The sequence below is a fragment of the Nonomuraea sp. NPDC049378 genome (genome assembly GCF_055586745.1).
In genome coordinates this window covers 59,693-81,153 of record NZ_JBVJHP010000028.1, presented here as the reverse complement: position 1 = coordinate 81,153, position 21,461 = coordinate 59,693, and the positions used below count along the sequence as shown (strand labels likewise).

19 protein-coding genes are annotated in these 21,461 nt (G+C 71.6%); 4 read left to right on the top strand and 15 right to left on the bottom strand.

Annotation, left to right across the window (positions count from 1 at the left end; all coding sequences use genetic code 11):
* The first annotated feature begins 143 nt into the window (after positions 1-143).
* On the top strand, positions 144-941 hold the full coding sequence (locus ACZ6SA_RS42590) for a TetR/AcrR family transcriptional regulator (RefSeq protein ID WP_465834760.1): 798 nt from the start codon (positions 144-146) through the stop codon (positions 939-941).
* 8 nt (positions 942-949) lie between these two features.
* Here ACZ6SA_RS42590 and ACZ6SA_RS42585 read toward each other — a convergent pair whose 3' ends face one another.
* The 7 genes from ACZ6SA_RS42585 to ACZ6SA_RS42555 all read right to left on the bottom strand — a co-directional run bounded on the left by ACZ6SA_RS42585 (position 950) and on the right by ACZ6SA_RS42555 (position 9,337).
* The gene (locus ACZ6SA_RS42585; protein WP_347649860.1) at positions 950-1,528 is read right to left on the bottom strand and encodes a GTP-binding protein; all 579 of its coding nucleotides are present in this window, start codon (positions 1,526-1,528) and stop codon (positions 950-952) included.
* Positions 1,509-1,871, bottom strand: coding sequence for a DUF742 domain-containing protein (locus tag ACZ6SA_RS42580; RefSeq protein WP_347649859.1), 363 nt, complete (start codon positions 1,869-1,871; stop codon positions 1,509-1,511). Before ACZ6SA_RS42580 ends, ACZ6SA_RS42585 begins: the two co-directional genes overlap by 20 nt.
* A 20-nt stretch (positions 1,872-1,891) precedes the next feature.
* Complete coding sequence (locus ACZ6SA_RS42575) at positions 1,892-2,314, bottom strand: roadblock/LC7 domain-containing protein (protein WP_132330743.1); 423 nt, start codon at positions 2,312-2,314, stop codon at positions 1,892-1,894.
* Positions 2,315-2,339: 25 nt separating this feature from the next.
* Positions 2,340-5,192, bottom strand: a complete 2,853-nt coding sequence (locus tag ACZ6SA_RS42570) for a sensor histidine kinase (RefSeq protein WP_347649858.1) — start codon at positions 5,190-5,192, stop codon at positions 2,340-2,342.
* Positions 5,193-5,401: 209 nt separating this feature from the next.
* Positions 5,402-7,627: a [protein-PII] uridylyltransferase gene (locus ACZ6SA_RS42565; RefSeq protein ID WP_443155537.1), complete on the bottom strand. Its 2,226-nt coding sequence runs from the start codon at positions 7,625-7,627 to the stop codon at positions 5,402-5,404.
* A 61-nt stretch (positions 7,628-7,688) separates the two neighbouring features.
* The gene (locus ACZ6SA_RS42560) at positions 7,689-8,027 is read right to left on the bottom strand and encodes a P-II family nitrogen regulator (protein WP_347649856.1); all 339 of its coding nucleotides are present in this window, start codon (positions 8,025-8,027) and stop codon (positions 7,689-7,691) included.
* Positions 8,024-9,337: an ammonium transporter gene (locus ACZ6SA_RS42555; protein WP_443155538.1), complete on the bottom strand. Its 1,314-nt coding sequence runs from the start codon at positions 9,335-9,337 to the stop codon at positions 8,024-8,026. The genes ACZ6SA_RS42560 and ACZ6SA_RS42555 overlap by 4 nt, the downstream gene beginning before the upstream one ends.
* A gap of 204 nt (positions 9,338-9,541) precedes the next feature.
* Between ACZ6SA_RS42555 and ACZ6SA_RS42550 the strand changes: the two genes are divergently transcribed.
* Complete coding sequence (locus ACZ6SA_RS42550) at positions 9,542-10,465, top strand: ABC transporter substrate-binding protein (protein WP_465834755.1); 924 nt, start codon at positions 9,542-9,544, stop codon at positions 10,463-10,465.
* Here ACZ6SA_RS42550 and ACZ6SA_RS42545 read toward each other — a convergent pair.
* The 6 genes from ACZ6SA_RS42545 to ACZ6SA_RS42520 all read right to left on the bottom strand — a co-directional run bounded on the left by ACZ6SA_RS42545 (position 10,449) and on the right by ACZ6SA_RS42520 (position 16,940).
* Complete coding sequence (locus ACZ6SA_RS42545; protein WP_347649853.1) at positions 10,449-11,213, bottom strand: MOSC domain-containing protein; 765 nt, start codon at positions 11,211-11,213, stop codon at positions 10,449-10,451. The genes ACZ6SA_RS42550 and ACZ6SA_RS42545 overlap by 17 nt on opposite strands.
* Before the next feature lie 177 nt (positions 11,214-11,390).
* Positions 11,391-12,332 carry a sigma-70 family RNA polymerase sigma factor gene (locus ACZ6SA_RS42540; protein ID WP_132509943.1) on the bottom strand — a complete coding sequence of 314 codons (942 nt, stop codon included), beginning with the start codon at positions 12,330-12,332 and terminating at the stop codon, positions 11,391-11,393.
* A 68-nt stretch (positions 12,333-12,400) separates the two neighbouring features.
* Positions 12,401-13,588: an imidazolonepropionase gene (gene hutI / locus ACZ6SA_RS42535; protein WP_465834752.1), complete on the bottom strand. Its 1,188-nt coding sequence runs from the start codon at positions 13,586-13,588 to the stop codon at positions 12,401-12,403.
* An 85-nt stretch (positions 13,589-13,673) separates the two neighbouring features.
* Positions 13,674-15,044: a formimidoylglutamate deiminase gene (locus ACZ6SA_RS42530; RefSeq protein ID WP_347649851.1), complete on the bottom strand. Its 1,371-nt coding sequence runs from the start codon at positions 15,042-15,044 to the stop codon at positions 13,674-13,676.
* Positions 15,045-15,066: 22 nt separating this feature from the next.
* A complete protein-coding gene (locus tag ACZ6SA_RS42525) occupies positions 15,067-16,239 on the bottom strand; it encodes an allantoate amidohydrolase (protein WP_347649850.1) in 1,173 nt (390 codons plus the stop codon).
* A gap of 26 nt (positions 16,240-16,265) precedes the next feature.
* Positions 16,266-16,940 carry an SDR family oxidoreductase gene (locus ACZ6SA_RS42520; RefSeq protein ID WP_465834750.1) on the bottom strand — a complete coding sequence of 225 codons (675 nt, stop codon included), beginning with the start codon at positions 16,938-16,940 and terminating at the stop codon, positions 16,266-16,268.
* A gap of 287 nt (positions 16,941-17,227) precedes the next feature.
* Here ACZ6SA_RS42520 and ACZ6SA_RS42515 point away from each other — a divergent pair, with 287 nt between their 5' ends.
* Positions 17,228-18,181 (top strand): ATP-binding cassette domain-containing protein, encoded by a 954-nt coding sequence (locus tag ACZ6SA_RS42515; protein WP_465834748.1) that lies wholly within the window; start codon positions 17,228-17,230, stop codon positions 18,179-18,181.
* Positions 18,178-18,927, top strand: a complete 750-nt coding sequence (locus tag ACZ6SA_RS42510) for an ABC transporter permease (protein WP_443155546.1) — start codon at positions 18,178-18,180, stop codon at positions 18,925-18,927. The genes ACZ6SA_RS42515 and ACZ6SA_RS42510 overlap by 4 nt, the downstream gene beginning before the upstream one ends.
* Here ACZ6SA_RS42510 and ACZ6SA_RS42505 read toward each other — a convergent pair.
* Both ACZ6SA_RS42505 and hutU read right to left on the bottom strand, forming a co-directional pair.
* A complete protein-coding gene (locus ACZ6SA_RS42505; RefSeq protein ID WP_443155547.1) occupies positions 18,907-19,740 on the bottom strand; it encodes a MurR/RpiR family transcriptional regulator in 834 nt (277 codons plus the stop codon). The genes ACZ6SA_RS42510 and ACZ6SA_RS42505 overlap by 21 nt on opposite strands.
* A gap of 57 nt (positions 19,741-19,797) precedes the next feature.
* Positions 19,798-21,447, bottom strand: coding sequence for a urocanate hydratase (gene hutU, locus ACZ6SA_RS42500; RefSeq protein WP_465834746.1), 1,650 nt, complete (start codon positions 21,445-21,447; stop codon positions 19,798-19,800).
* Positions 21,448-21,461: the final 14 nt, after the last annotated feature.

The following is a 21,461-nucleotide window of genomic DNA, read 5'->3' as shown; positions in this document are numbered from 1 at the left end:
AAAGCACAAGCACCATCCGCAGGAGGCGACGGTGTCCGAGGTTCTGCCACTGAACGCCCGGGCCTTGGCGGCCCTCCCGCTCCCTGCAGATGGCGACCACTTCCGACATCACACATGACTGCCGTACGGTGTACCGTACGACGGTGACCCTCGAGTATTCGGGCAAGGGCGACCCGGCGCGCAGCCTGGCGCTGCTCTGGCGCACCGGAGAGCGGGCCAGCCGCAAGGGCAAGCCGGAGCTGAGCGTCGACCGCATCGTGCGGGCCGCCATCGAGGTCGCCGACGCGGAGGGCCTGCAGGCGCTGTCCATGCGCCGCGTGGCCGAGCGGCTGGGCGTCGGGACGATGTCGCTCTACACGTACGTGCCCGGCAAGCCGGAGCTGTTCGACGTCATGCTGGACACCGTCTACGGCGAGACCGGCAGGCCGGAGGACGTGCCCGGCGGCTGGCGGGGCCGGCTGGAGCAGATCGCCAGGGCGAACTGGGCACTCTACCTGCGCCACCCCTGGCTGCTGCAGGTGGCGACGAGCCGCCCGGTGCTCGGCCCGAACGTCACCGCGAAGTACGACTACGAGCTGCGCGCGATCGACGGGATCGGGCTGACGGACGTGGAGATGGACTCGGTGATCACCCTGATCACCGGTTTCGTGCACGGCACCGCCCGGGGCGCGGTGGAGGCCGCGCAGGCCGAGACCCGGACGGGCATGACCGACGAGCAGTGGTGGGCCGCGCACTCGCCCTTCCTCGGCAGGATCGCCGACGTCGACCGCTATCCCACGGCGACCCGGGTGGGTCAGGCGGTGGGGGAGCAGCTCAACGCCGCCTACAGCCCCGAGCATGCCTTCGAGTTCGGCCTCCGGCGCGTGCTCGACGGCATCGAGGCGCTGGTGGACAGCCGGGCCGACAAGGGCGGTCAGGCTCCGGGCAACGCCCGCTCGTAGCGGGAGCGCTAGCGCACGGGAGCGGAGCGCAGCCGTACGACGTGCTCGACCAGCGAGATCAGCGTCGACTTGACCGCCTCGCGGTTGCGGGCGTCGGTGCGCACGATCGGCACCTGCGGCGACAGCGCCAGCGCCTCCCTCACCTCCTGGTCGGAGTGCGGGAACTGGCCCTCCCAGCCGTTGATGCCGATCAGGAAGGGCAGCTTGGCCTCTTCGAAGTAGTCGATGGCCGGGAAACTGTCGGCCAGGCGGCGCGTGTCGAGCAGCACCACCGCGCCGATGGCGCCGCGCACCAGGTCGTCCCACATGAACCAGAACCGGTGCTGCCCGGGCGTGCCGAACAGGTAGAGGATCAGGTCACGATCCAGCGACAGACGGCCGAAGTCCATCGCCACGGTCGTGGTCTGCTTGTGGGGCGTCAGGCCGAGGTCGTCGATGCCCGCGGACGCGTCGGTCATCACCGCTTCCGTCGTGAGCGGAAGGATCTCGGACACCGCCCCCACGAACGTCGTCTTGCCGACGCCGAACCCGCCCGCGACGACGATCTTGGTCGACGTGAGGCCGGGGCTAGAGCCTGCGTAGTCCACTGAGCACCCTTTCGAGCATGTTGAGGTCTGGCTGTCCCTCGCTGAGGTGCGGCCGGTGCAGGCGGACAAGCCCTTCATCGGACATGTCCGCCACGAGCACCCTGGCGACGCCCAGCGGGACACGGAGCAGGGCCGAGATCTCGGCGACCGACCGGAACGTCCTGCACAGCTGCATGATGGCCTCCTGCTCGGGGGTGAGCAGGGCCATCTCCTCGTCCGGGATCGACATCGACGAGATCAACGTCTCCATCGCGAGGTGATAGCGGGGCTCGGATCGACCGCCGGTCACCGCGTAGGGGCGGAACAAGGGCTCGTCGTCCCCGGCCCCGTCAACGCCGTACACGACCCTCTCCCATCAGTTCATCACCGCGTCCTGGCCGCCTGAAGCTCCGCGCGCAGGGCCGGGGTGAGCGCCTGTCCCGCCCTGTCCACCAGCAGCGTCATCTGATAGGCCACGAGCCCCATGTCGCAGTCGGGCGCGGCCAGCACCGTGAGCACGGAACCGTCGCTGATCGCCATGACCAGGAGCAGGCCACGCTGCATCTCGACGACGGTCTGCGTCACCGACCCGCCCTCGAAGACCCTGGACGCGCCCACGGTCAGGCTCAGCAGGCCCGCCGAGACCGCGGCGAGCTGGTCGGCCCTGTCAGGTGGGAAGCCCTCCGACGCCGCCAGGCACAGGCCGTCGGCGGAGACGACGACGGCGTGCGCCACACCTGGCGTGTTGCGGACGAAGTCGGTGATCAGCCAGTCGAAGCGATGTGCCTCATGGCTCAGGGTTGTCACGCATCCTCCCCAGCGGGACGCTCACTCACTCTTGTTCCTCCTGTCCACGTACTTCCTGGCGGGCCCGTCGCACACCTTGCTGGAAACCGGCCATCCTGCTGCGCATCCGGTCTGCGGAGACCGGTTGCGCCGGCGCCGGCCGCGACGGCTGTTGCTGCTGTGCCGCCTGGCCGGCCGCCGTGCCGGGGACCAGATTCGCCTTGGGGGTGCGCTTCGGAAGCCCGGCGGCGGTGATCCCGCCGAGACTCGGCTCGCTCGCGGCGGCCGCCGCCTGCCAGCCGGCGTCAGCGGCCGTTCGCCACGCTTCCTCCCCAGAGCGTACGGCCTGCCCCGGCGTGGCATCGCCGCCGCCCTCCGCCTGCGCCGCCTGCTCCTCCGGCGGCCTGCGGAACCAGGCCGACTCCACCGACGCGAAGATCGGCAGGAACTCCTCCTGCTCCTGCCCCACCGGCGACACGTCGACCGAGGGGACCGGGTCCGGCCTGCGCACGTCGTTCGTGGAGTACGACGGCGGCGGCGTCTGGAACGCGCCATTTCCGGATGGCGGAGAGCCCTTGCTCGGGTACGACGGGTAGGTTCCCGAGTCGAACGAGGCCGGCTGCCTGCGGTAGGAACCGCCGTCGGTGTCGGCGGTGAAGCCGTTGACACCCGCCCTGCCGGGGTCGGACGGGTGCGTCCCGAACGCCGGCCTCGGCGTCCCCGGCGCGCTGTCGTACGTGGCGGGGCCGGGCCGGGGCGCTCCCGTGACCCTGCCGTTGCCGCCCGGGCGGAAGGAGCCAGGGTCGAAGGAGTCGAAGCTGCCGAACGACCGGAACGTCCCGTTCTGGGCGGGCTGACCCGCCTGGCCGGGCACCGGCACACCCGCCGGACCGGGCACGCCGGCCTGGCCAGGAACGCCGGCCTGGCCTGGGGCGGCCGCCTGACCCGGCATGGTCCCGCCGCCGAACGCCGGCCGCTGCGGCAGCGGCTGCTGCGCTCCGTCGGCGATCAGCGCGGGCGGAAGCAGCACCATGGCGATCAGCCCCGCGCCCTCGCCCTTCCTGAGCTGCACCCTGATGCCGTGGCGCAGCGCCAGCCGGCCGACCACGAACAGGCCCATGCGCCGGGAGACCGACACGTCCACGACCGGGGGCTCGGCCAAACGGCGGTTGGCCTCGGCCAGCTCCTCCTCGGTCATGCTGATGCCGGTGTCGGTCACCGACACCAGCGCGCCGCCGCCCTCGATGAGGCTGCTGGTCACCGTGACCTGGGAGTTGTTCGGGGAGAACTGGATGGCGTTCTCGACCAGCTCGGCGACCAGGTGGACCAGGTCGTTGGCGGCGCTGCCGACCACCGAGGTGGCGCGGTGCACCTTGACCTGGACACGCTCGTAGCCCTCGACCTCCGACAGCGCGGCGCGTACGACGTCGACCAGCTTGGCCGGCTGGCTGCGCCGGCGGGTGGCCTCGTGGCCGGCCAGGACCAGCAGGTTCTCGGAGTTGCGTCGCATGCGGGTGGCCAGGTGGTCGAGCTTGAACAGGTCGGCCAGCCGGCCGCCGTCCTGCTCGCCCTTCTCCAGGCCGTCGATCAGCGAGATCTGCCGCTCGACCAGCGTCTGGGTCCGGCGCGAGAGGTTGACGAACATCGAGCTGATGTTGCTGCGCAGCTCGGCCTCCTCGCCCGCCAGCCGCACGGCCTGCCGGTGCACCTGGTCGAAGGCCCTGGCCACCTCGCCGATCTCGTCGTTGCCCTCGACCTCGATGGGGCGTACCTCGCCCACGGAGCCTTCGCCGCTGACGCGCAGCCGCCGGACCACGTCGGGGAGCCGGAAACCGGCGATCTCCAGGGCCTCGGTGCGCAGCCGGCGCAGCGGGCCGACCATGGACCGGGCGATGGCCACGGTGAGGAGCAGGACGAGCAGCAGCAGCGCCACGATGAGCACTCCCGCGATGACCGCGTTGCGGATCTCGGCGCTGCGCAGTTCCTGGCTGCGCAGGCCGACCTTGCCCGCCAGGTCCTCCTCGATCCCGTGGAGCACGTCGATGGTGGTCGTGTTCTGCTTGAACCACTGCTCGCGGTCGCCCGTGGCGGAGATCAGGTTCTCGGTGATCCGCGCGCCCGGCGACCGGCCGCTGACCAGCGTGATCGCGCGTGCCTTGGTCAGCTGGACGTTGACGTACTCCTCGGTGCCGGTCAGCTTCCTGGACAGGGCGAGCCCGACGTCGGGGCCGGCCTCCGCGCCGACGGCGGCGATGTCGCTCTGCTGGCGCGCGTTGGAGGCGATGAACGCCTCGACCTCGTCGGCGCCCACCCGCTGGGTGTTGTAGGAGGCCTGGATCAGCTGGACGCGCTGCCGGGAGATCTCCTCCTTGGCCGACGCGAGCGCGCTCAGCGCGCGGAACTGGCCGATGATCTGCGAGTCGTCGGACAGCAGGCTCAGCTCGTCGTGCAGCCTGAGGAGGGTGTCGGTGAGGAAGTCGTAGCGGACGGGGTCGGTCTGGCCCTCTTCCCTGATCTGCTCCAGCCGGCTCAGGTCGTATCTCGCCTGCGCGGCGGCCTTGACGATGCGGGGACCGTAGGAGGTGTCCATCGTGTCGAGGTCGGACCGCACGGCCCTGACCAGCGTGTCGACGGCGGCCTTGCGCTGCTCCAGCGGGGCGGCGAGCTTCTTGCGCACGGCGCGGCCGGCGCCCGCCCATCCGGCGGTGTCACGCTCAAGCCCGATCGCCTGCACGAGGTCACGGATGCGCCCGGACTGCTCGGCCCCGATGGCCGTGCGGTCGTAGACGCCGATGCTCTGGACCGACTCGACCACGCGCGCTCCCCCGAGCACGACGCCGGCGATGGTGGGCACCAGGATGAGCGCGGTGAGCCGCCACCGCACGCGCCAGTTGCGCAAGCCGAAACGAGGCAGTGACCGCCGTTCGCGGTCCCGCTGCGCGGCTGGGCCGCCGCCGGAGTTCCCCGTAGTCACTGCTTCCGCTACCCCTCAATCGTCCCCTCAGTCAACGGGCCCTCAAGCCGTCCACAAGGTATCCACAGCATCCGACTTACCAGGCATTTCGGACACCATTGTTACAAAGATGTCCGCCAGTCGTGTGCTGTTGGTTATCTCAGTGCGGCAAGCACCTGATCACGGACTTGAGCCCTCTGCGCGTCGCCGCTGAGGGAGCGACCGGCGCGATCCACTACGTAGAAGACGTCCACCGCCTCCGCGCCGAGAGTCTCCACGCGGGCGGCCCTCACGTCAAGACCGCACTCGCCGAACGCCCGCCCGATGCGCCACAGCAGCCCCGGCCTGTCATGGGCTCTGACTTCCACCACGGTGGCGGTCGCGGAAGCGTCGTCCACCAACGTCACGCGGGGTGGGGCGACGGGCACGCGAGGCGGCCTCATGGAGCGTGTACGGCGGGCCAGCCGCTGCTCGATGTCAAGACGCCCAGCAAGGACGAGACGGAGATCCGCCTCCAGCGTCGCGGGGTCGGGCGGCGAGCCGTACTCGGGGATGACGGAGAACTCGATCACGGCCGTCGACCCCGCGGAGGCGGCCGAGGCGGAGCGCACGACGAGCCGGTGCGCGGCGAGCACGCCCGCGGCGCTCCACAGCAGGCCCACCCGGTCGGGAGCGACGACCGTGACCGCTCCCCCGTTGACGCGCACGGCCCCGCCGCCGTGCCGGGCGAGCGCGGCCTGCTCGGCCGAGAGCACGGGCGGCCTGGGCGGGGGCGAGCCGGCGAGCACGGACCTGACACGGCGTACGAGGTCGGCGACCAGCCCCTCCTTCCAGCCGTTCCACGCCGCCGGGCCGGTCGCGTTGCCGTCGGCGACCGCCAGCGCGGCCAGCAGGTCGAGAACCTCCCGCGTGCCGACCGTGGCCGCGACCTTCTCGATCGTGACGGGGTCGTCGAGGTCCCTGCGGGTGGCGGTCTCCGGCAGCAGCAGGTGGTGGCGGACGACGGTCGCGAGGGTATCCACGTCGGACGGGGGCAGGCCGATGCGGGTGGCGATGTCGCGGACCACGACCTCGCCGGTCACCGAGTGGTCGCCGGGCCACCCCTTGCCGATGTCGTGCAGCAGAGCACCGATCAGCAGGAGATCGGGACGGGAGACCTCGCGGGTGTGGCTGGCGGCGTTCGCGGCGGCCTCGATCAGGTGCCGGTCGACCGTGAACCGGTGGATCGGGTTGCGCTGGGGACGGTGGCGTACGCGCTCCCAGTCAGGAAGCAGCTTGACAAGGATGCCCGCCTGGTCGAGCTCCTCCCACACGGGCACGGCGGCACGGCCCGCGCCGAGGACCGACACCAGCGCGTCGCGCGCCTCCTCGGGCCACGGCACCGGCATCGGCGGCGACTGAGCAGCCAGAACGGACACCGTGGCAGGGGCGAGCGGCAGCCCCGAGTCGGCCGCCGCGGCGGCGGCCCGCAACACCAGGACGGGATCCTTGCGCGGGTCGATCCCCCGGGCGAGCACCACCTCGCCGCCGTGCTCGACCACGCCGTCCGCCAGCGGGCGGCGGCCCCGGGGAGCGGGGCCTGACAGGAGCCTGTCAACGGTGCGCCAGGTGGCGTCGAACGCGTGGGAGACGGTGCGGCCCGCCTCGGCGAGCCTGCGCATCAGCGCCTCGGCGTCGAGCAGGCCGAGCAGCCCGGCCACCGCGTCCTGCTCCTGCAACACCAGCCGGTCGGTGCCACGGCCGGTGACGACGTGCAGCGCGTGCCGCACGTCGAGGATGAGCTCGTACGCCTCCCGCGCCCGAGGGCCGGGTGCCGAGGCGACCCAGGCGGCGGACACGGCCTGCATGGCCTGGACGTCGCGGAGCCCGCCGCGGCCGTCCCTCAGATCGGGTTCGAGGAGGAAGGCCAGCTCGCCGCTGGCGCGGGCCCGCTGGTCGGCGGCGGCGCGCAACTCGCCGAGCCGGCGCCGGGAGTCGGCCCGCCACTCGGCGAGCACCGCCTCCCTGGCCTTGCGGGTCAGCTCGGGATCGCCCGCCACGTGCCGGGCCTGGATGAGGCCGAGCACGGCCTTCAGGTCCTGGCGGGCGACGGTCACCGCCTCCTCGACCGTGCGGACCGAATGGTCGAGGTTGACCGCCGAATCCCAGATCGGATACCAGATCCGGTCGGCGATCCTGGCGACGTCGGCCCGCCCGTTGTGCAGCAGGACGAGGTCGAGGTCGCTGCCGGGGGCCAGCTCGCCCCTGCCCAGGCTCCCGACGGCGACCAGGGAAACGTGCCGGCCGTCGCCGGCCGTACGGAAGAGATCCTTGAGCCAGCGGTCGGTGTCCGCGGCCCGCTCCTTGCGCGCCGCGGCGTACGAACGGGCCTCGCCCCTCACTCCTGCGCCCCCTTGCCGAGCTCCGCCCGGACCCCGTCGTCCGGGCGTCGCCTGGGTTTCCTCACAGGGCCTCCGGGCCCCTCTCCCCTGTGCGCACGCGGATGACGGTGTCCACGGGCACGGACCAGACCTTGCCGTCACCGATCTTGCCGGTGTGCGCGGCCTTGACGATGACGTCGATCACGTCCTCGGTGTCGTCCTCTTCGGCGAGGACCTCGACCCTGACCTTCGGCACCAGGTCGACCTGGTATTCGGCGCCGCGGTAGACCTCCGTGTGGCCGCGCTGGCGGCCGTAGCCGCTCGCCTCGCTGACCGTCATGCCCTTGATGCCGAACTGCTCGAGGGCGGCCTTGACGTCATCCAGCTTGAAGGGCTTGATGATCGCTGTGATGAGCCTCATGCGTCCACCTTCTTCGTCGCGGGAGCGGTGACAGGGCCGTTGGGCGAGCTCACGCCGGAGGCGTGCACGGTGCCGAGGTCGTAACCCGTCTCGGCGTGGGTGGTGATGTCGACGCCGGTGACCTCGTCCTCGGAGGAGATGCGGAAGCCGATGGTCTTGTGGATGATCGTGCCGATGACCCACGTGATGACGAAGGAGTAGGCGCCGACCGCGACGGGGCCGAGCACCTGCAGGCCGAGCTGCCCGAAGCCACCGCCGTAGAACAGCCCTTCGCTCTGCTGGTCCGTGGCGGGGTAGGCGGCCAGGAAGCCGAGGGCGACGGCGCCGACCACGCCACCGACCAGGTGCACGCCGACCACGTCGAGGGAGTCGTCATAGCCGAGCCGGTACTTCAGGCCGACGGCGTAGGCGCAGCTCGCGCCGGCCAGCAGGCCGATGACCATCGCCGCCCACGGGTCGACGAAACCACAGGCCGGGGTGATGGCGACCAGACCGGCGACCGCGCCGGAGGCGGCGCCCAGGCTGGTGGCGTGCCCGTCGCGCAGCTTCTCCACGAGGAGCCAGGCGCCCACGGCGACCGCGGTGGCCACCTGCGTGTTGATGAAGGCCAGCCCGGTGATGCCGTCCACGGCCAGCTCGGAGCCGGCGTTGAAGCCGAACCAGCCGAACCAGAGCAGGGCGGCGCCGAGCAGCACCAGCGTCAGGTTGTGCGGCCGCATCGGCTCCTTGCGCCAGCCCTGCCGCTTGCCGAGCACGAGAGCGAGCGCGAGCGCCGCGGCTCCGGCGTTGATGTGCACGACGGTGCCGCCGGCGAAGTCCTCGATGCCCATGGTGTTGAGCCAGCCGGTGCCCCACACCCAGTGCGCGACCGGGAAGTAGACGACCGTGGCCCAGATGGCGGTGAAGAGCATCCACGCCCCGAACTTCGCCCGGTCCGCGATCGCGCCGCTGATCAGCGCGACGGTGATGATGGCGAAGGTCATCTGGAACATGGAGAAGACGAGGCTCGGCATGCCGGTGCCGTCGTCCGCGGTGGCGGTGTCGACCAGGCTCTGCAGCCCCAGGGCGTCGAAGCCGCCGACGAAGGTGTTGAGGGCCGAGCTGGGGTTGTCGGTGAAGGCCAGCGAGTGCCCGAAGAGCATCCAGGTGACGGTGACGGTGACGATGGCGCCGAACGACATCATCATCATGTTCAGGACACTCTTGGCCCTGGTCATGCCCCCGTAGAAGAACGCGAGGCCCGGAGTCATCAACAGCACCAGTGCGGCGGCTGTGAGCATCCAGGCAGTCGTGCCGCTATCGATCTTCACGACGCGACCCTCCTTACATGTGACGTGTGGCCACAGCGTGTTCGGCCGGGGTTTCGTGGCTCGACCAGGTGTGTTTCACGTTCGTGAATCTCGCCGTACGGGTGTTTCGCCGACGTTTCGGCCTTCTCACAGGACCATTTCCGCACCGCACTATCGGCGCGTGGGATACTTAGGCTTGCCTAACCTAACGATCAAGGAATGCCCATGCGTCTCCGCCTGGCCCTCGCCGCCGCGCTCTCCTTCACCCTCGTCGCCTGCGGCAGTTCCACCTCCTCGCAGGAGGCCGGTCCCACCCGGACCGTCAAACACGCCATGGGAGAGACCAAGGTGCCCATGGCCCCCAAGCGGGTGGTGGTGCTCGACACCGACAAGCTCGACAGCATGATCTCGCTCGGCCTCACGCCCGTCGGCGCCGCGCAGGCCTCCCAGAACCAGACCTGGCCCGAATACCTCGGCCCCGCGCTCAAGTCCACCAAGGCGGTGGGCACCCTCCAGGAGCTGAACCTCGAGGCCATCATGGCGCTGCGACCAGACCTCATCCTCGGCTCCAAGTTCCGGCAGGCCCCCTTCTACGACAAGCTCAGCAAGATCGCGCCCACCGTCTTCACCGAGCGCGTCGGCATCACCTGGAAGGAGAACTTCCTGCTCGACGCCGAGGCACTGGGCAAGAAGGCACAGGCCACGCGGCTGCTGTCGGACTACGAGGCACGGGCCGAACAGGTGGGGGCGAAGTTCTCGAAGCTGGAGGTCAGCATCGTGCGGTTCATGCCCACCGAGATCCGGATGTACGGGCCCGAGTCGTTCAGCGGCATCGTGCTGGGCGACGCGGCCGTCCCGCGGCCCGAAGCGCAGCAGCTGGCCGGCCAGGACGACAGGCGCTTCGGCAAGCTGAGCCAGGAGAACATCGCCAAGGCCGACGGTGACGCCATCTTCTACAGCGCGTACGGCGAGGCCGCCGCCAAGTCACAGGCCACGGTCACCGCCGGTCCCCTGTGGAAGAACCTGAAGGCCGTCACGTCGGGCCACGCCCACCCCGTGGACGACGAGATCTGGATGACCGGCATCGGCGTCACGGCTGCCGGCAAGATCCTCGACGACCTCGACGAACACCTCACCCCGCTGGCGTGACCCGATCGCCCTTCCTGACCGGACCGGGCCGCAGCACCCGCGCGTAAACCCCCGCGCACGGCTGCGGCCCCATGTCGAGCACCGGCACCCGGTTGTGCCTGGCCACGGTGCGCAGGGCCTCCGTGTCGCGATCCAGCGGCCCGTGCGCCAGAGTCGGCACGGCGCAGCGAGGCGTGGCCACGATCACCTTGAGCACCAGCTCGTCGCCCACATGCAGCTCCCGGCCCGCCCAGGCGTTCTCCGGGAACCCCTCCTCGTCCGTCGCGATCACCAGGTTGGGCCGGTAACGGACCGCCTCGACACGCCCGCGCGGGCTCAGCGCGCCGATCCGCTCGACAGCGGACGTGGAGATCAAATGAATCGGGGCGAAATCGAAGAACGTGCCGTCCGGAGACGCCCCACCGAGCGTGCCCACCGTGTGCGGCACCTCCGCCTCGATCCCCTCCGCCAGCACCTGCTCCGGCACCGACCGTTCGAACTCGGCGCCCGCCGGCGGCACGTCGATCACCCGCACCTCGCGACCGAGCATCCGCGACAGCTCCACGTCACCGGGGACCCGCGCACCCTCGATCGTCAGCAGGCCACGCCAGAGCCGCGGGTTCTTCGCGCTGGCGATCTTGCCGGTGGCGACGTCGAGCACCGCCCGCACCCGGTCCCCCGCAAGGCCGCGCTCGGTCACCTCGCTCTGCCCGACCTCCTCGCCCAGCATCGACTTCACCGGATACCGCCGCAGCATCTCCACACGCATCCCCCGACCCTACGTGTGCGTGCTTCGCAGCGTGCCGGTGGTCCCCCAGAGAAGCCCCGATCTGCTTGCTTCTGCCGGTGGGGCTGCTCAGGTCGCGTTCGGGCTGCTCCCTTGAGAAGCTTTCTTGGGAACCCCCTCGGGCCGGGCGCCGCACTCCCGCTCATCCCGCCGTGAACCTCAGGCGGCGGCCGTGGCCATCTTGCGCAGGCGGGCCAGCGCGTCCCGCTCGATGCGGCGGGCGCGGTCGCGGCCGATGCCGTAACGCTCACCGACCTCCGTGAGCGTGTGCTCGCGCCCGTCGAGCAGGCCGTAGCGCCAGCGCAACATCTCGCTGGTGACGCCCTCGAGCCCGGTCAGCCACTCGTTCAGCCGCTCCCGCTCCAGGATGTCGATGGCCTGCTGCTCGGGATCCGCCCACGTCTCGTCGGCGATCATGTCGCCCAGTTCGGTCTCGTCCTCGTCGCCCACCCCGAGCTGGAGCGAGACCGGATCCGACGCCCACCGCCGCAGCTCCCGCACCCGCTCGATCGGCAGGTCGAGGATCTCGGCGAGGTCGTCGTCGGTCGGCTCGGCGTCGAACTCCGCCAGGATGTCGCGCCGCACGCGCATCAACCGGGTCATCTGCTCGCCCGCGTGCGTGGGCAGCCGCACCGGCCGCGCCTGCTCGTGGATGGCCCGCCCCACCGACTGCCTGATCCACCACGTCGCGTAGGTGGAGAACTTGTAGCCCCGCCGGTAGTCGAACTTCTCCACGGCGCGGACCAGGCCGAGGTTTCCTTCCTGCACCAGATCGATGAGCGGCATCCCCCGGCCGGAGTATTTCCTGGCCACCGCCACCACCAGGCGCAGGTTGGCCTGGATGAACTCGTCTTTCGCCCGCTGGCCGGAAATGGCCAGGCGCTCCAGCTCCTCGTCCGCCGCGTCCCCGATGCGCGGCTCCGAGCCCCCGCTGTCGAGCAACTGCTCGGCGAACAGCCCCGCCTCTATCCGCTTGGCGAGCTCCACCTCTTCCTCCGCCGTGAGCAGCGGGACCCGGCCGATCTCGGCCAGATAGGTCCCCAGCAGGTCGCGGTCGGCGACATGCTGCTCTTGCGTGCGACTCCCCGTAGGCCTTGCCATCCCCAGGCACCTCGTTCCCGCAGCTGCGTTCCCTACCGGGCCAACGTCCGGCCACAGGCAAAGATTCCCTAAAGCACTACGTCGGAGGGAGGGTTCTGGATGTCCTCCTCAAGGAGGAGGCCGCCGTGAAACACCTGGTGGACAAGGGGAACGCCAGGTCGGTAAGCGAGGTGCGCATAAGAGGGGGCGTCGAGGATGACGAGGTCCGCGCGGGCTCCGCGCCGCAACCAGCCTACGTCCGCACGCCGGAGCGCGCGTGCCCCGCCGTACGTGGCCGCCCTGATCGCCTCCAGCGGCGTCATCCGCATCTCGCGTACGGCCAGCGCCACGCAGAACGCCATCGACGACGTGAACGACGACCCCGGGTTGCAGTCGGTCGCCAGCGCCACCGTCGCTCCCGCGTCGAGCAGCCGCCGCGCGTCCGGGTACGGCGACCGCGTGGAGAACTCGGCCCCCGGCAGCAGCGTCGCCACGGTGCCGGAGGAGGCCAGCGCGTCCACGTCGGCCGGCGTGAGGTGGGTGCAGTGGTCGGCGGAGGCGGCGCCGATCTCGCAGGCGATCCGCACGCCCGGCCCCTCCGTCAGCTGGTTGGCGTGCACCCGCGCCCCGAGCCCCGCCTTCACGCCCGCCGTCAGGATCTCCCGCGTCTGGTCGCCGTCGAACGCCCCGCGCTCGCAGAACACGTCCACCCACTTCGCGTAGGGGGCGCACGCTTCGAGCATCTCCCCGGCGACGAGCCGGACGTACGCGTCGGAGTCCATGCCGGAGGGAACGACGTGCGCGCCGAGGAAGGTGGTCTCGTCGGTCAGCGCGGTGGCGATCTCCAGGCAGCGGCGCTCGTCCTCGACCGACAGGCCGTAGCCGCTCTTGATCTCCACGGTGGTCGTGCCCTGGGCGAGCATCTCGTTCACCAGGCCGAGGGCGCGGGTGGCCAGCTGGGCGTCGCCGGCCGCGCGGGTGGCGGCGACCGTGGTCCTGATGCCGCCTCCGGTGTAGGGCTCGCCGGACATGCGGGCCTGGAACTCGGCGGTCCTGTCGCCGGCGAAGACCAGGTGGGCGTGACTGTCGACGAAGCCGGGGATGACGGCCCTGCCTCCGGCGTCCACGCGCTCGTCGGCGTCGGGCGCCCGGCTCGCGGGCCCGGTCCAGGCGACCTGGCCGTCGTCGATGACGAGGGCCGCGTCGGGGATCTCCTCGCGTTCCGGGTCGCCGGTGTACAGGAGCCCGATCCCGTCGATCAGCGTCGTGCCCGTCATGGTTCCTCCTGAGTGGTCGGTCTTGGCAGGGGCGCCGATCTACGCGGTCACCGCGGGGTGGCGCGCCGGGATCCGGTCCGGGCGGTCATCGCAGGGCGCCGATCGCCTCGGCGAGCATGGCGCCGACGTCGCCGAGCCGGTGGCGCCCGTCGGTGACCACGCGCCGGCCGCCGGAGACGACCGTGTGCACGTCGGCCGCCGTGGCCGCGTACACCACGGCCTCCAGCCCGCGCGCGCCCGCCGTGCGCACGGAGTCGAGGCGTACGGACACCAGGTCGGCCCACGCGCCCGGCACGAGCAGCCCCGCGCCAGGGAAGCCGAGCGAGGTGTGCCCCGTGACGGTGGCGGCGGCGAGGAGCTCGTCGGCGCGCCAGTGGCCGCGCTGGTGGCTGGCCAGCCGCTCGTCCAGCTCGACCGCCCTGGCCTCCTCGAACAGGTCGATCACGGCGTGGCTGTCGGAGCCGAGCGTGATGGACGCCCCGCGGTCGGCCGCCGCCCTGGCCGGGCCGACGCCGTCGGCGAGGTCGCGTTCGGTGGTGGGGCACATGCAGATGTAGGAGCCCGACTGGCCGAGCAGCTCGATGTCCACGTCGGCCAGGTGGGTGGCGTGCACGGCGGTCGAGCGGGGCCCCAGCACGCCCCGCTCGTGCAGCACCTGGACGGGCGTGGCCGCGTACGTCTCGACGCACGCGGTGTTCTCCGCCCGCTGTTCCGAGACGTGCACGTGCAGGGGCGCGGCGTTACGGTGGGAGAACTCGGCCACGACCGGCATCTGCTCGGGCGGCACCGCGCGCACCGAGTGGACGGCCGCGCCGATCTCCACGTCGGGCTGCCCTTCGTACGCCGCCGCCAGCTCCTCCGCCCTGGCGTCCCAGCCTTCGGCGTCGCCGTCGGTAAAGCGCAGCTGCGTGCCGTCCAGGGGCACGCCGATGCCTCCGGACAGATAGCAGGTGTCGAGCAGCGCGATGCGCAGGCCGGCGTCGCGGGCGGCCTGGATGAGGGCGTGCCCCATCGCGTTGGGGTCGTCGTAGGGGTGACCGTCCGCGGCGTGGTGCAGGTAGTGGAACTCGCCCACGCACGTCACCCCGGCCAGCGCCATCTCGGCGTAGACGGCCCTGGCCAGGCGGAGATAGGAGTCGGGGTCGAGCTTGGCGGCCACGGTGTACATCCGCTCGCGCCAGGTCCAGAAGTCGCCCTTGCCCTCCTGGGCGCTGCCGCGCAGCGCGCGGTGGAAGGCGTGGGAGTGGGCGTTGGCCAGGCCGGGGATGGTGAGCCCCGCCAGCCGCTCGGCGGAGCCAGGCGGGCCCTGGCCGATGTGCGCGATCCTGGCGCCCTCGATCTCGATGAGCACGCCGTCGGTGACGCCGTCGGGCAGCCACGCCTGCTCGCACCAGTACACGCGGGGGGTCTCGCCCTCCGCGACCCCCTCGAAAGGCACGGCGCTCCGCTCGCCCATCAGGATCTCGACTTCGTCTCGGTCAGCGACACAGATCCTCCAGCACGTTCGCGAGTGCCACGACTCCCGCTTCGCAGTCTGCCCGTTCGGCGTGCTCATCGGGCGAGTGGGACACGCCGGTGGGGTTCCTGACGAACACCATGGCGCTCGGGACACCCGCCGTCGCCAGGATTCCCGCGTCGTGCCCGGCTCCTGTCGCCAGGATCGGCGCGGGCGTGTCGCCTCCGGCCACCCTGGCCAGCCGGTCCCGCAGTGCCACGTCGAAGTCGACGACCGGCGTCCACGACTCCTCCCGCACGTCCGCCGGGGCCTCGGCCGTCAGGTCCGCGACAAGGGCGCGTACGGCCGCCTCGCCGGCGCCGCGCGCGTCGAGCCAGGCCGAGACCAGGCCGGGGATCGCGTTGGCGTTGCCGGGCGAGACGCGGACCTTGCCCACCGTGGCCACCACGCCGTGCCGCTCCGCCAGCTCCCGCGCGGCCTGCACCATGCGGGCGAACGGCACCATAGGGTCGTCGCGGTCGGCCAGCCGGGTGGTGCCCGCGTGGTCGGCCCGGCCCCGGAAGTCGAACCGCCACCGCCCGTGCGGCCAGATCGCGTCGGCCACCCCCACCGGGCGGCCCTCCGTCACGAGGCCGCGCCCCTGCTCGACGTGGAGCTCGACGAACGTGCCGATCATGGCCAGGGTCTCGCCGTCACGCCCGATCGCGCGGGGGGTGCGCCCCGCCCGGGTCATGACGTCGGCCAGCGTGTCGCCGTCGTCGTCCTTGAGCCCGAGCGCCCGATCGGGCTCAAGGAGGCCGGTGAGCAGCCGCGACCCCATGCAGGGGACGCCGAACCTGGCGCCCTCCTCGTCGGTGAAGCAGGCGACCCCGACGGGCACGGCGGGGGTGACGCCGCGCGTTCTCAGCAGGTCGAGCGCGGCGAAGGCCGACACGACGCCCAGCGGCCCGTCGTACGCGCCGCCCTGGCGCACCGAGTCGAGGTGGCTGCCCGTTACCACGCCGGGCCGCCGCGGCGAGGGGTCGCCCCACCATGCCCACAGGTTGCCGTTGCGGTCCTCGCGCAGGTCGAGCCCCCTGCGCGTGGCCTCTCCCGCGAACCATTCGCGTAGCTCCAGGTCAGCGGGCGACCAGGCGTCTCTGACGTAGCCGCCGGTCGCCGGATCTCGTCCTACGTGCGCGAGTGGTTCAAGCATGACCCCACTCTAGTGAATGGACCCATTCAGCCCCGGGGCCGGATGGTCAGCTCGGTGAGGTGGGCGTCGGGGCCCGCGGTGACGGCGGCCAGCACCGCCCGCGCCACGCTCTCCGGGGTGAGGTAACGCTCCGGCTCGAAGTCCCCGCCCTCGAACTCGCGCACGCCGCGCTGCATGTCGGTGGCCGTACGGCCGGGGTAGACCGTGGTGACCCGCAGCTCGGGCTCCTCCAGGCGCAGCGCGTCGGCGAGGGCCTTCAACGCGAACTTGCTGGCGGAGTAGGAGCCCCAGCCGGGGTTCACCCGCTGGCCCGCGCCCGAGTTGACGCAGACGACGTGGCCGCCGGCCCGCCTGAGCGCGGGCAGGAGCAGCCTGGTCAGCTCGGCGACGGCGACGACGTTGACGTCCATGGTCCTGCGCCACACGTCGGCGGGCTGGTCGGCGATCCGGCCCAGCTCGCTGATCCCGGCGCAGTGCACGAGCACGTCGAGCCGCTCGACGTGCTCGACGTCGGCCTGCGTGACCCGTGTCAGCTCCACCGTCCACGGCCGCGCGCCGGGCAGCTCGGCCGCCGTCGCGGCGAGCGCGGCCTCGTCGCGGCCGCCGAGCAGGACGTCGTGCGTCGGGGCCAGGGCCCTGGCGACGGCCGCGCCGACGCCCCGGGAAGCGCCGGTGACCAGCGCCGTCGGTCGTTCACTCATGAGCCCAGCTTATGGACCTTGACAGGGCACGCTGGAGCCGTCGACCCGCCGCGGTTCATGGATTGGCCGAAAAAGAGGGAGATTCCAGGCGCCTTGTGTGGCAAGATGCCTCAGCTCGCGATGAGCGCGAAGACCTTCGAACACGTTTCAGGCGCCGGAGGACGTCACGGCGCCCCCGGCACCCGGGCGGGAAACCCCGCCTGACCAGAGCCATGCCGAAAGCCCGGGCCGGCCGGCGATCGGGCAGCTCGAAGTGGGCGAGTCGCCCAGAAGGAGCGAGAATCCTCATGATCATTCAGGCAGACGGCCTGCGCAAGACGTTCACCACCAGGAGCAGGAAAGGCACACAGACCGTCGAGGCCGTACGCGGTGTCGGCTTGGAGGTGAAGAAGGGCGAGATCTTCGGCGTGCTCGGCCCCAACGGCGCCGGAAAGACCACCACGATCCGCATGCTCTCCACGCTGATCGCCCCGGACGCGGGCACGGCCGTCATCGCCGGCCACGATCTGCTCAAGGAGCCCGCCGCCGTCCGCCGCAACCTCGGCTACGTGAGCCAGGCCGGCGGGGTGGAGGACACCACGAGCGCCAGGGCCCAGATCGTGATGGCCGCCAGGATCCACAACGTGGCCGATCCGAAGCGGGCCACGGCCGAGGTGCTGGAGCGCTTCGACCTGACCGAGATGGCCGACCGCCCGGGCCGTACGCTCTCCGGCGGCCAGAAGCGGCGCGTGGCCATCGCCATCGGGCTGGTGCACAGCCCGCCGCTGCTCTTCCTCGACGAGCCCACCACCGGCCTCGACCCGCAGAACCGCGCCAACCTGTGGGAGCGCATCAGGCAGTTGCGCGAGGCGGGCACGAGCGTGCTGCTCAGCACCCACTACCTCGACGAGGCCGACGCCCTGTGCGACCGGCTGATGATCGTTGACCACGGCGAGGTCGTGGCGGAGGGCACCCCCGGCGACCTCAAACGGCAGGTGTCCGGCGACGTGATCACGCTCAGGGCGGACGACCTCGGCAAGGCCGCCGACACGCTCAGGCCCCTGGCCCGCGAGGCCCGCGTCGACGAGGACGTGCTGCGCGTCTACGTCGACGACGGCGAGCACACGCTGCCCGCGCTGCTGCGGGCGCTGGAGGAGCAGGGGATCGGGCTGAGCTCGATCGCGCTCGACAGGTCCACCCTCGACGACGTCTTCCTGGCCAAGACCGGCCGCACCCTTCGTGACGCTGGAGCCGGCTCATGATCCGCCACACCGTCCTGTTCACCGGCTACGAGCTGAAGAAGTCGTTCAGCAATCCCGTCTGGCCGCTGTTCGGCATCATGCAGCCGGTGCTCTATCTGCTGATGTTCGCGCCGCTGCTCAAGACCATGACCCCGGGCGGCACCACCGTCGACGCGCTGCGCATGTTCACGCCGGCGTCGATGATGATGATCGCGGTCTTCGGTTCGTTGTTCTCCGGGTTCGGCCTGATCGCCGAGTTGCGCAACGGCTCGCTCGAGCGATACGCCGTCAGCCCCGCGTGGCGGCCGGCCATCGTGCTCGGGCGGGTGGCGAAGGACATGGTCGTGCTGGTGTGCCAGGCGATCCTGGTGCTGGTCGTGGCGACCGCGATGGGCGTGCGCATCGGGGTCGTCGAGCTGGTGCTGGTGCTGCTGCTCATGGCGGCCACCGGGTTGTTCGCCTCGGGACTGTCGCAGGGGCTGGCGCTGACCGTGCGCGACGAGAACGGCATGTCGCAGACGCTCAACCTGTTCATGCTGCCGATCATGCTGCTGGCCGGGTTGTTCGTGCCGATCTCGTTCGCGCCCGACTGGATGAAGGCGCTGGCCCCGATCAACCCGCTCTACCACGCGGTCGAGGCCGGGCGGGCGTTGTTCGCCGGGCGGCTGTCCGACTCGTCGATCCCGGTGGCGTTCGGGCTGTTCATCGTGCTGGCGGTGCTCACCACGATCTGGTCGATGCGCTCGCTACGCAGGATCGCCGGTTAGGAACGTGCCGGTCTCGTCCGTCATCCGCTCGTACTCCTCCAGCCGCGCCTGGGTGCGCAGCGGCGCCGCGTCGGCCATGGCCTCCACCAGGGCCATGGCCAGGGCGAGCGGCGCCGCGTGGGAGTCGAACACCAGCCGGTCGCCGACCGGCGCGTCCAGCACCACCTCGGCGGGGAAGTCGGGCCGGTCGCAGATCGCGGCCACCCGGTAGCCGAGCTTGTCCGCGTATTCCAGGGCGTTCATCACCTCGACCGGGTAACGCGGCAGCACCACGGCCACCAGCCACTCCGCCCCGGCGCGGCGGGCGGCGTGCAGGCCGTCGATCAGCTCCGAACCGCCGTGCGCGAGCAGGCGCACGTCGGGATGGACGCGCCGGCCGTAGTAGGCGAACGTGGTGGCCAGCCCCGCCGAGACGCGCAGGCCCAGCACCGGGAGCGGCTCGGCGGCGGCCAGGCACTCGCCCAGCTCCTTCAGCGGGAGTGACGGCAGCCGGTCGCGCACCGAGGCCAGGTTTGTGATCTCGCGGTCGATGGCCCCTTTGATGAGGCTCTCCTGCGGGCCCTCCGGCGGCCCGCCCAGCACCAGCGGGCGCAGCGCCTGCCGCAGCTCCGGATAGCCGGCGAAGCCGAGCACCATCGCGAACCTGGTCACGGACGGCTGGCTCACCCCCGCCCGCTCGGCCAGCTCCACGCTCGACAGGAAGATGGCCTCCTCCAGGTGTTCCGACAAATAGAGTGTGATCCTCCGCTGCACCGGTGAGAGCCTGCGACCGTCGAGCAACCGGTCCAGCCCGCTGTGATATGCGCCCGTCACGCCTCCTCCAACGCCGCGACCCCGGCGTCCTCATCCCACATCGGCATCAGGAGTCACTCAGGATTCGCGCATCGGGATGCGGACGCCGCGTTCCTCCGCCACCGTGACCGCCTCGTCGTAGCCCGCGTCGACGTGGCGCATGACGCCGGTGCCCGGGTCGTTCGTGAGCACCCGGTCGAGCTTCTCTCCGGCGAGCGGGGTGCCGTCGGCGACCGTTACCTGGCCGGCGTGGATCGAACGCCCGATGCCGACCCCGCCGCCGTGGTGGATGGACACCCAGGCGGCCCCCGAGGCGGTGTTGAGCATGGCGTTGAGCAGCGGCCAGTCCGCGATCGCGTCGGACCCGTCGGCCATGGACTCCGTCTCGCGGTAGGGGGAGGCCACCGACCCGCTGTCGAGGTGGTCGCGCCCGATCACGACGGGCGCCTTGAGCTCGCCGGACGCCACCATGTCGTTGAACCGCTCGCCCGCCAGGTTGCGCTCGCCGTAGCCCAGCCAGCAGATGCGCGCGGGCAGGCCCTGGAAGTGCACCTGCTCGCCGGCCTTCCTGATCCACCTGGCGAGCGCCTCGTTCTCCGGGAAGAGCTCCAGGATCGCCCGGTCGGTGGCGGCGATGTCCGCCGGGTCGCCGCTCAGCGCCGCCCACCGGAACGGGCCCTTGCCCGCGCAGAACAGCGGCCTGATGTACGCCGGCACGAACCCGGGGAAGTCGAACGCCCGCTCGTAGCCGGCCAGCCGGGCCTCGCCGCGGATGGAGTTGCCGTAGTCGAACACCTCGGCGCCGGCGTCCTTGAAGCCCACCATGGCGCTCACGTGCCGGGCCATCGAGGCCCGCGCCCGCTCGGTGAACCCGGCCGGGTCCTTGTCGCGCTCGGCCGCCATCTCCTCGAAGGCCACCCCCTCCGGGAGGTACATCAGCGGGTCGTGGGCCGAGGTCTGGTCGGTGACGATGTCGATCTCCGCGCCGCGGGCCAGCAGGTCGGGCACCGCCTCCGCGGCGTTGGCCACCACCCCGATCGACAGCGGCCTGCGGGCGTCGCGCGCCTCGTAGGCCAGCCGCAACGCCTCGTCCAGCGACTCCGCGGCCACGTCGAGGTAGCGGTGCTCGATGCGGCGGGTGACCGAGCGCGGGTCGCAGTCGACGCAGATGACCACGCCGCCGTTCATGGTGACGGCCAGCGGCTGGGCGCCGCCCATCCCGCCGAGCCCGGCCGTCAGCGTGATCGTCCCGGCCAGCGACCCGCCGAAGCGCCTGTCGGCGACCGCCGCGAACGTCTCGTACGTGCCCTGCAGGATGCCCTGCGTGCCGATGTAGATCCACGAGCCGGCGGTCATCTGCCCGTACATGGTGAGGCCGGCCGCCTCCAGCCGCCGGAACTCCTCCCAGTTCGCCCAGTCGGGCACCAGGTTGGAGTTGGCGATGAGCACCCGGGGCGCCCATTCGTGGGTGCGGAACACGCCCACGGGGCGCCCCGACTGCACCAGGAGGGTCTCGTCGCCCTCGAGCGTCGTCAGCGTCCTGACCAGCGCGTCGAACGACGGCCAGTCACGTGCGGCGCGGCCCGAGCCGCCGTAGACGACCAGCTGCTCGGGGTGCTCGGCCACCTCCGGGTCCAGGTTGTTCTGGAGCATGCGGAGCGCCGCCTCCTGCGGCCACCCCTTGGCGGTGATCGTCGTGCCTCGCGGCGCGCGCACGCTGCGGCTCATGGTGACCCTCCTGA

Excerpts from the sequence above, each read along its gene's own strand:
- ACZ6SA_RS42560 (WP_347649856.1), bottom strand. The coding sequence starts at position 8,027 with ATGAGGCTCATCACAGCGATCATCAAGCCCTTCAAGCTGGATGACGTC.
- ACZ6SA_RS42550 (WP_465834755.1), top strand. The coding sequence starts at position 9,542 with ATGCGTCTCCGCCTGGCCCTCGCCGCCGCGCTCTCCTTCACCCTCGTC.
- ACZ6SA_RS42545 (WP_347649853.1), bottom strand. The coding sequence starts at position 11,213 with ATGCGTGTGGAGATGCTGCGGCGGTATCCGGTGAAGTCGATGCTGGGC.
- ACZ6SA_RS42540 (WP_132509943.1), bottom strand. The coding sequence starts at position 12,332 with ATGGCAAGGCCTACGGGGAGTCGCACGCAAGAGCAGCATGTCGCCGAC.
- hutI (WP_465834752.1), bottom strand. The coding sequence starts at position 13,588 with ATGACGGGCACGACGCTGATCGACGGGATCGGGCTCCTGTACACCGGC.
- ACZ6SA_RS42530 (WP_347649851.1), bottom strand. The coding sequence starts at position 15,044 with ATGGGCGAGCGGAGCGCCGTGCCTTTCGAGGGGGTCGCGGAGGGCGAG.
- ACZ6SA_RS42525 (WP_347649850.1), bottom strand. The coding sequence starts at position 16,239 with ATGCTTGAACCACTCGCGCACGTAGGACGAGATCCGGCGACCGGCGGC.
- ACZ6SA_RS42520 (WP_465834750.1), bottom strand. The coding sequence starts at position 16,940 with ATGAGTGAACGACCGACGGCGCTGGTCACCGGCGCTTCCCGGGGCGTC.
- ACZ6SA_RS42515 (WP_465834748.1), top strand. The coding sequence starts at position 17,228 with ATGATCATTCAGGCAGACGGCCTGCGCAAGACGTTCACCACCAGGAGC.
- ACZ6SA_RS42510 (WP_443155546.1), top strand. The coding sequence starts at position 18,178 with ATGATCCGCCACACCGTCCTGTTCACCGGCTACGAGCTGAAGAAGTCG.
- hutU (WP_465834746.1), bottom strand. The coding sequence starts at position 21,447 with ATGAGCCGCAGCGTGCGCGCGCCGCGAGGCACGACGATCACCGCCAAG.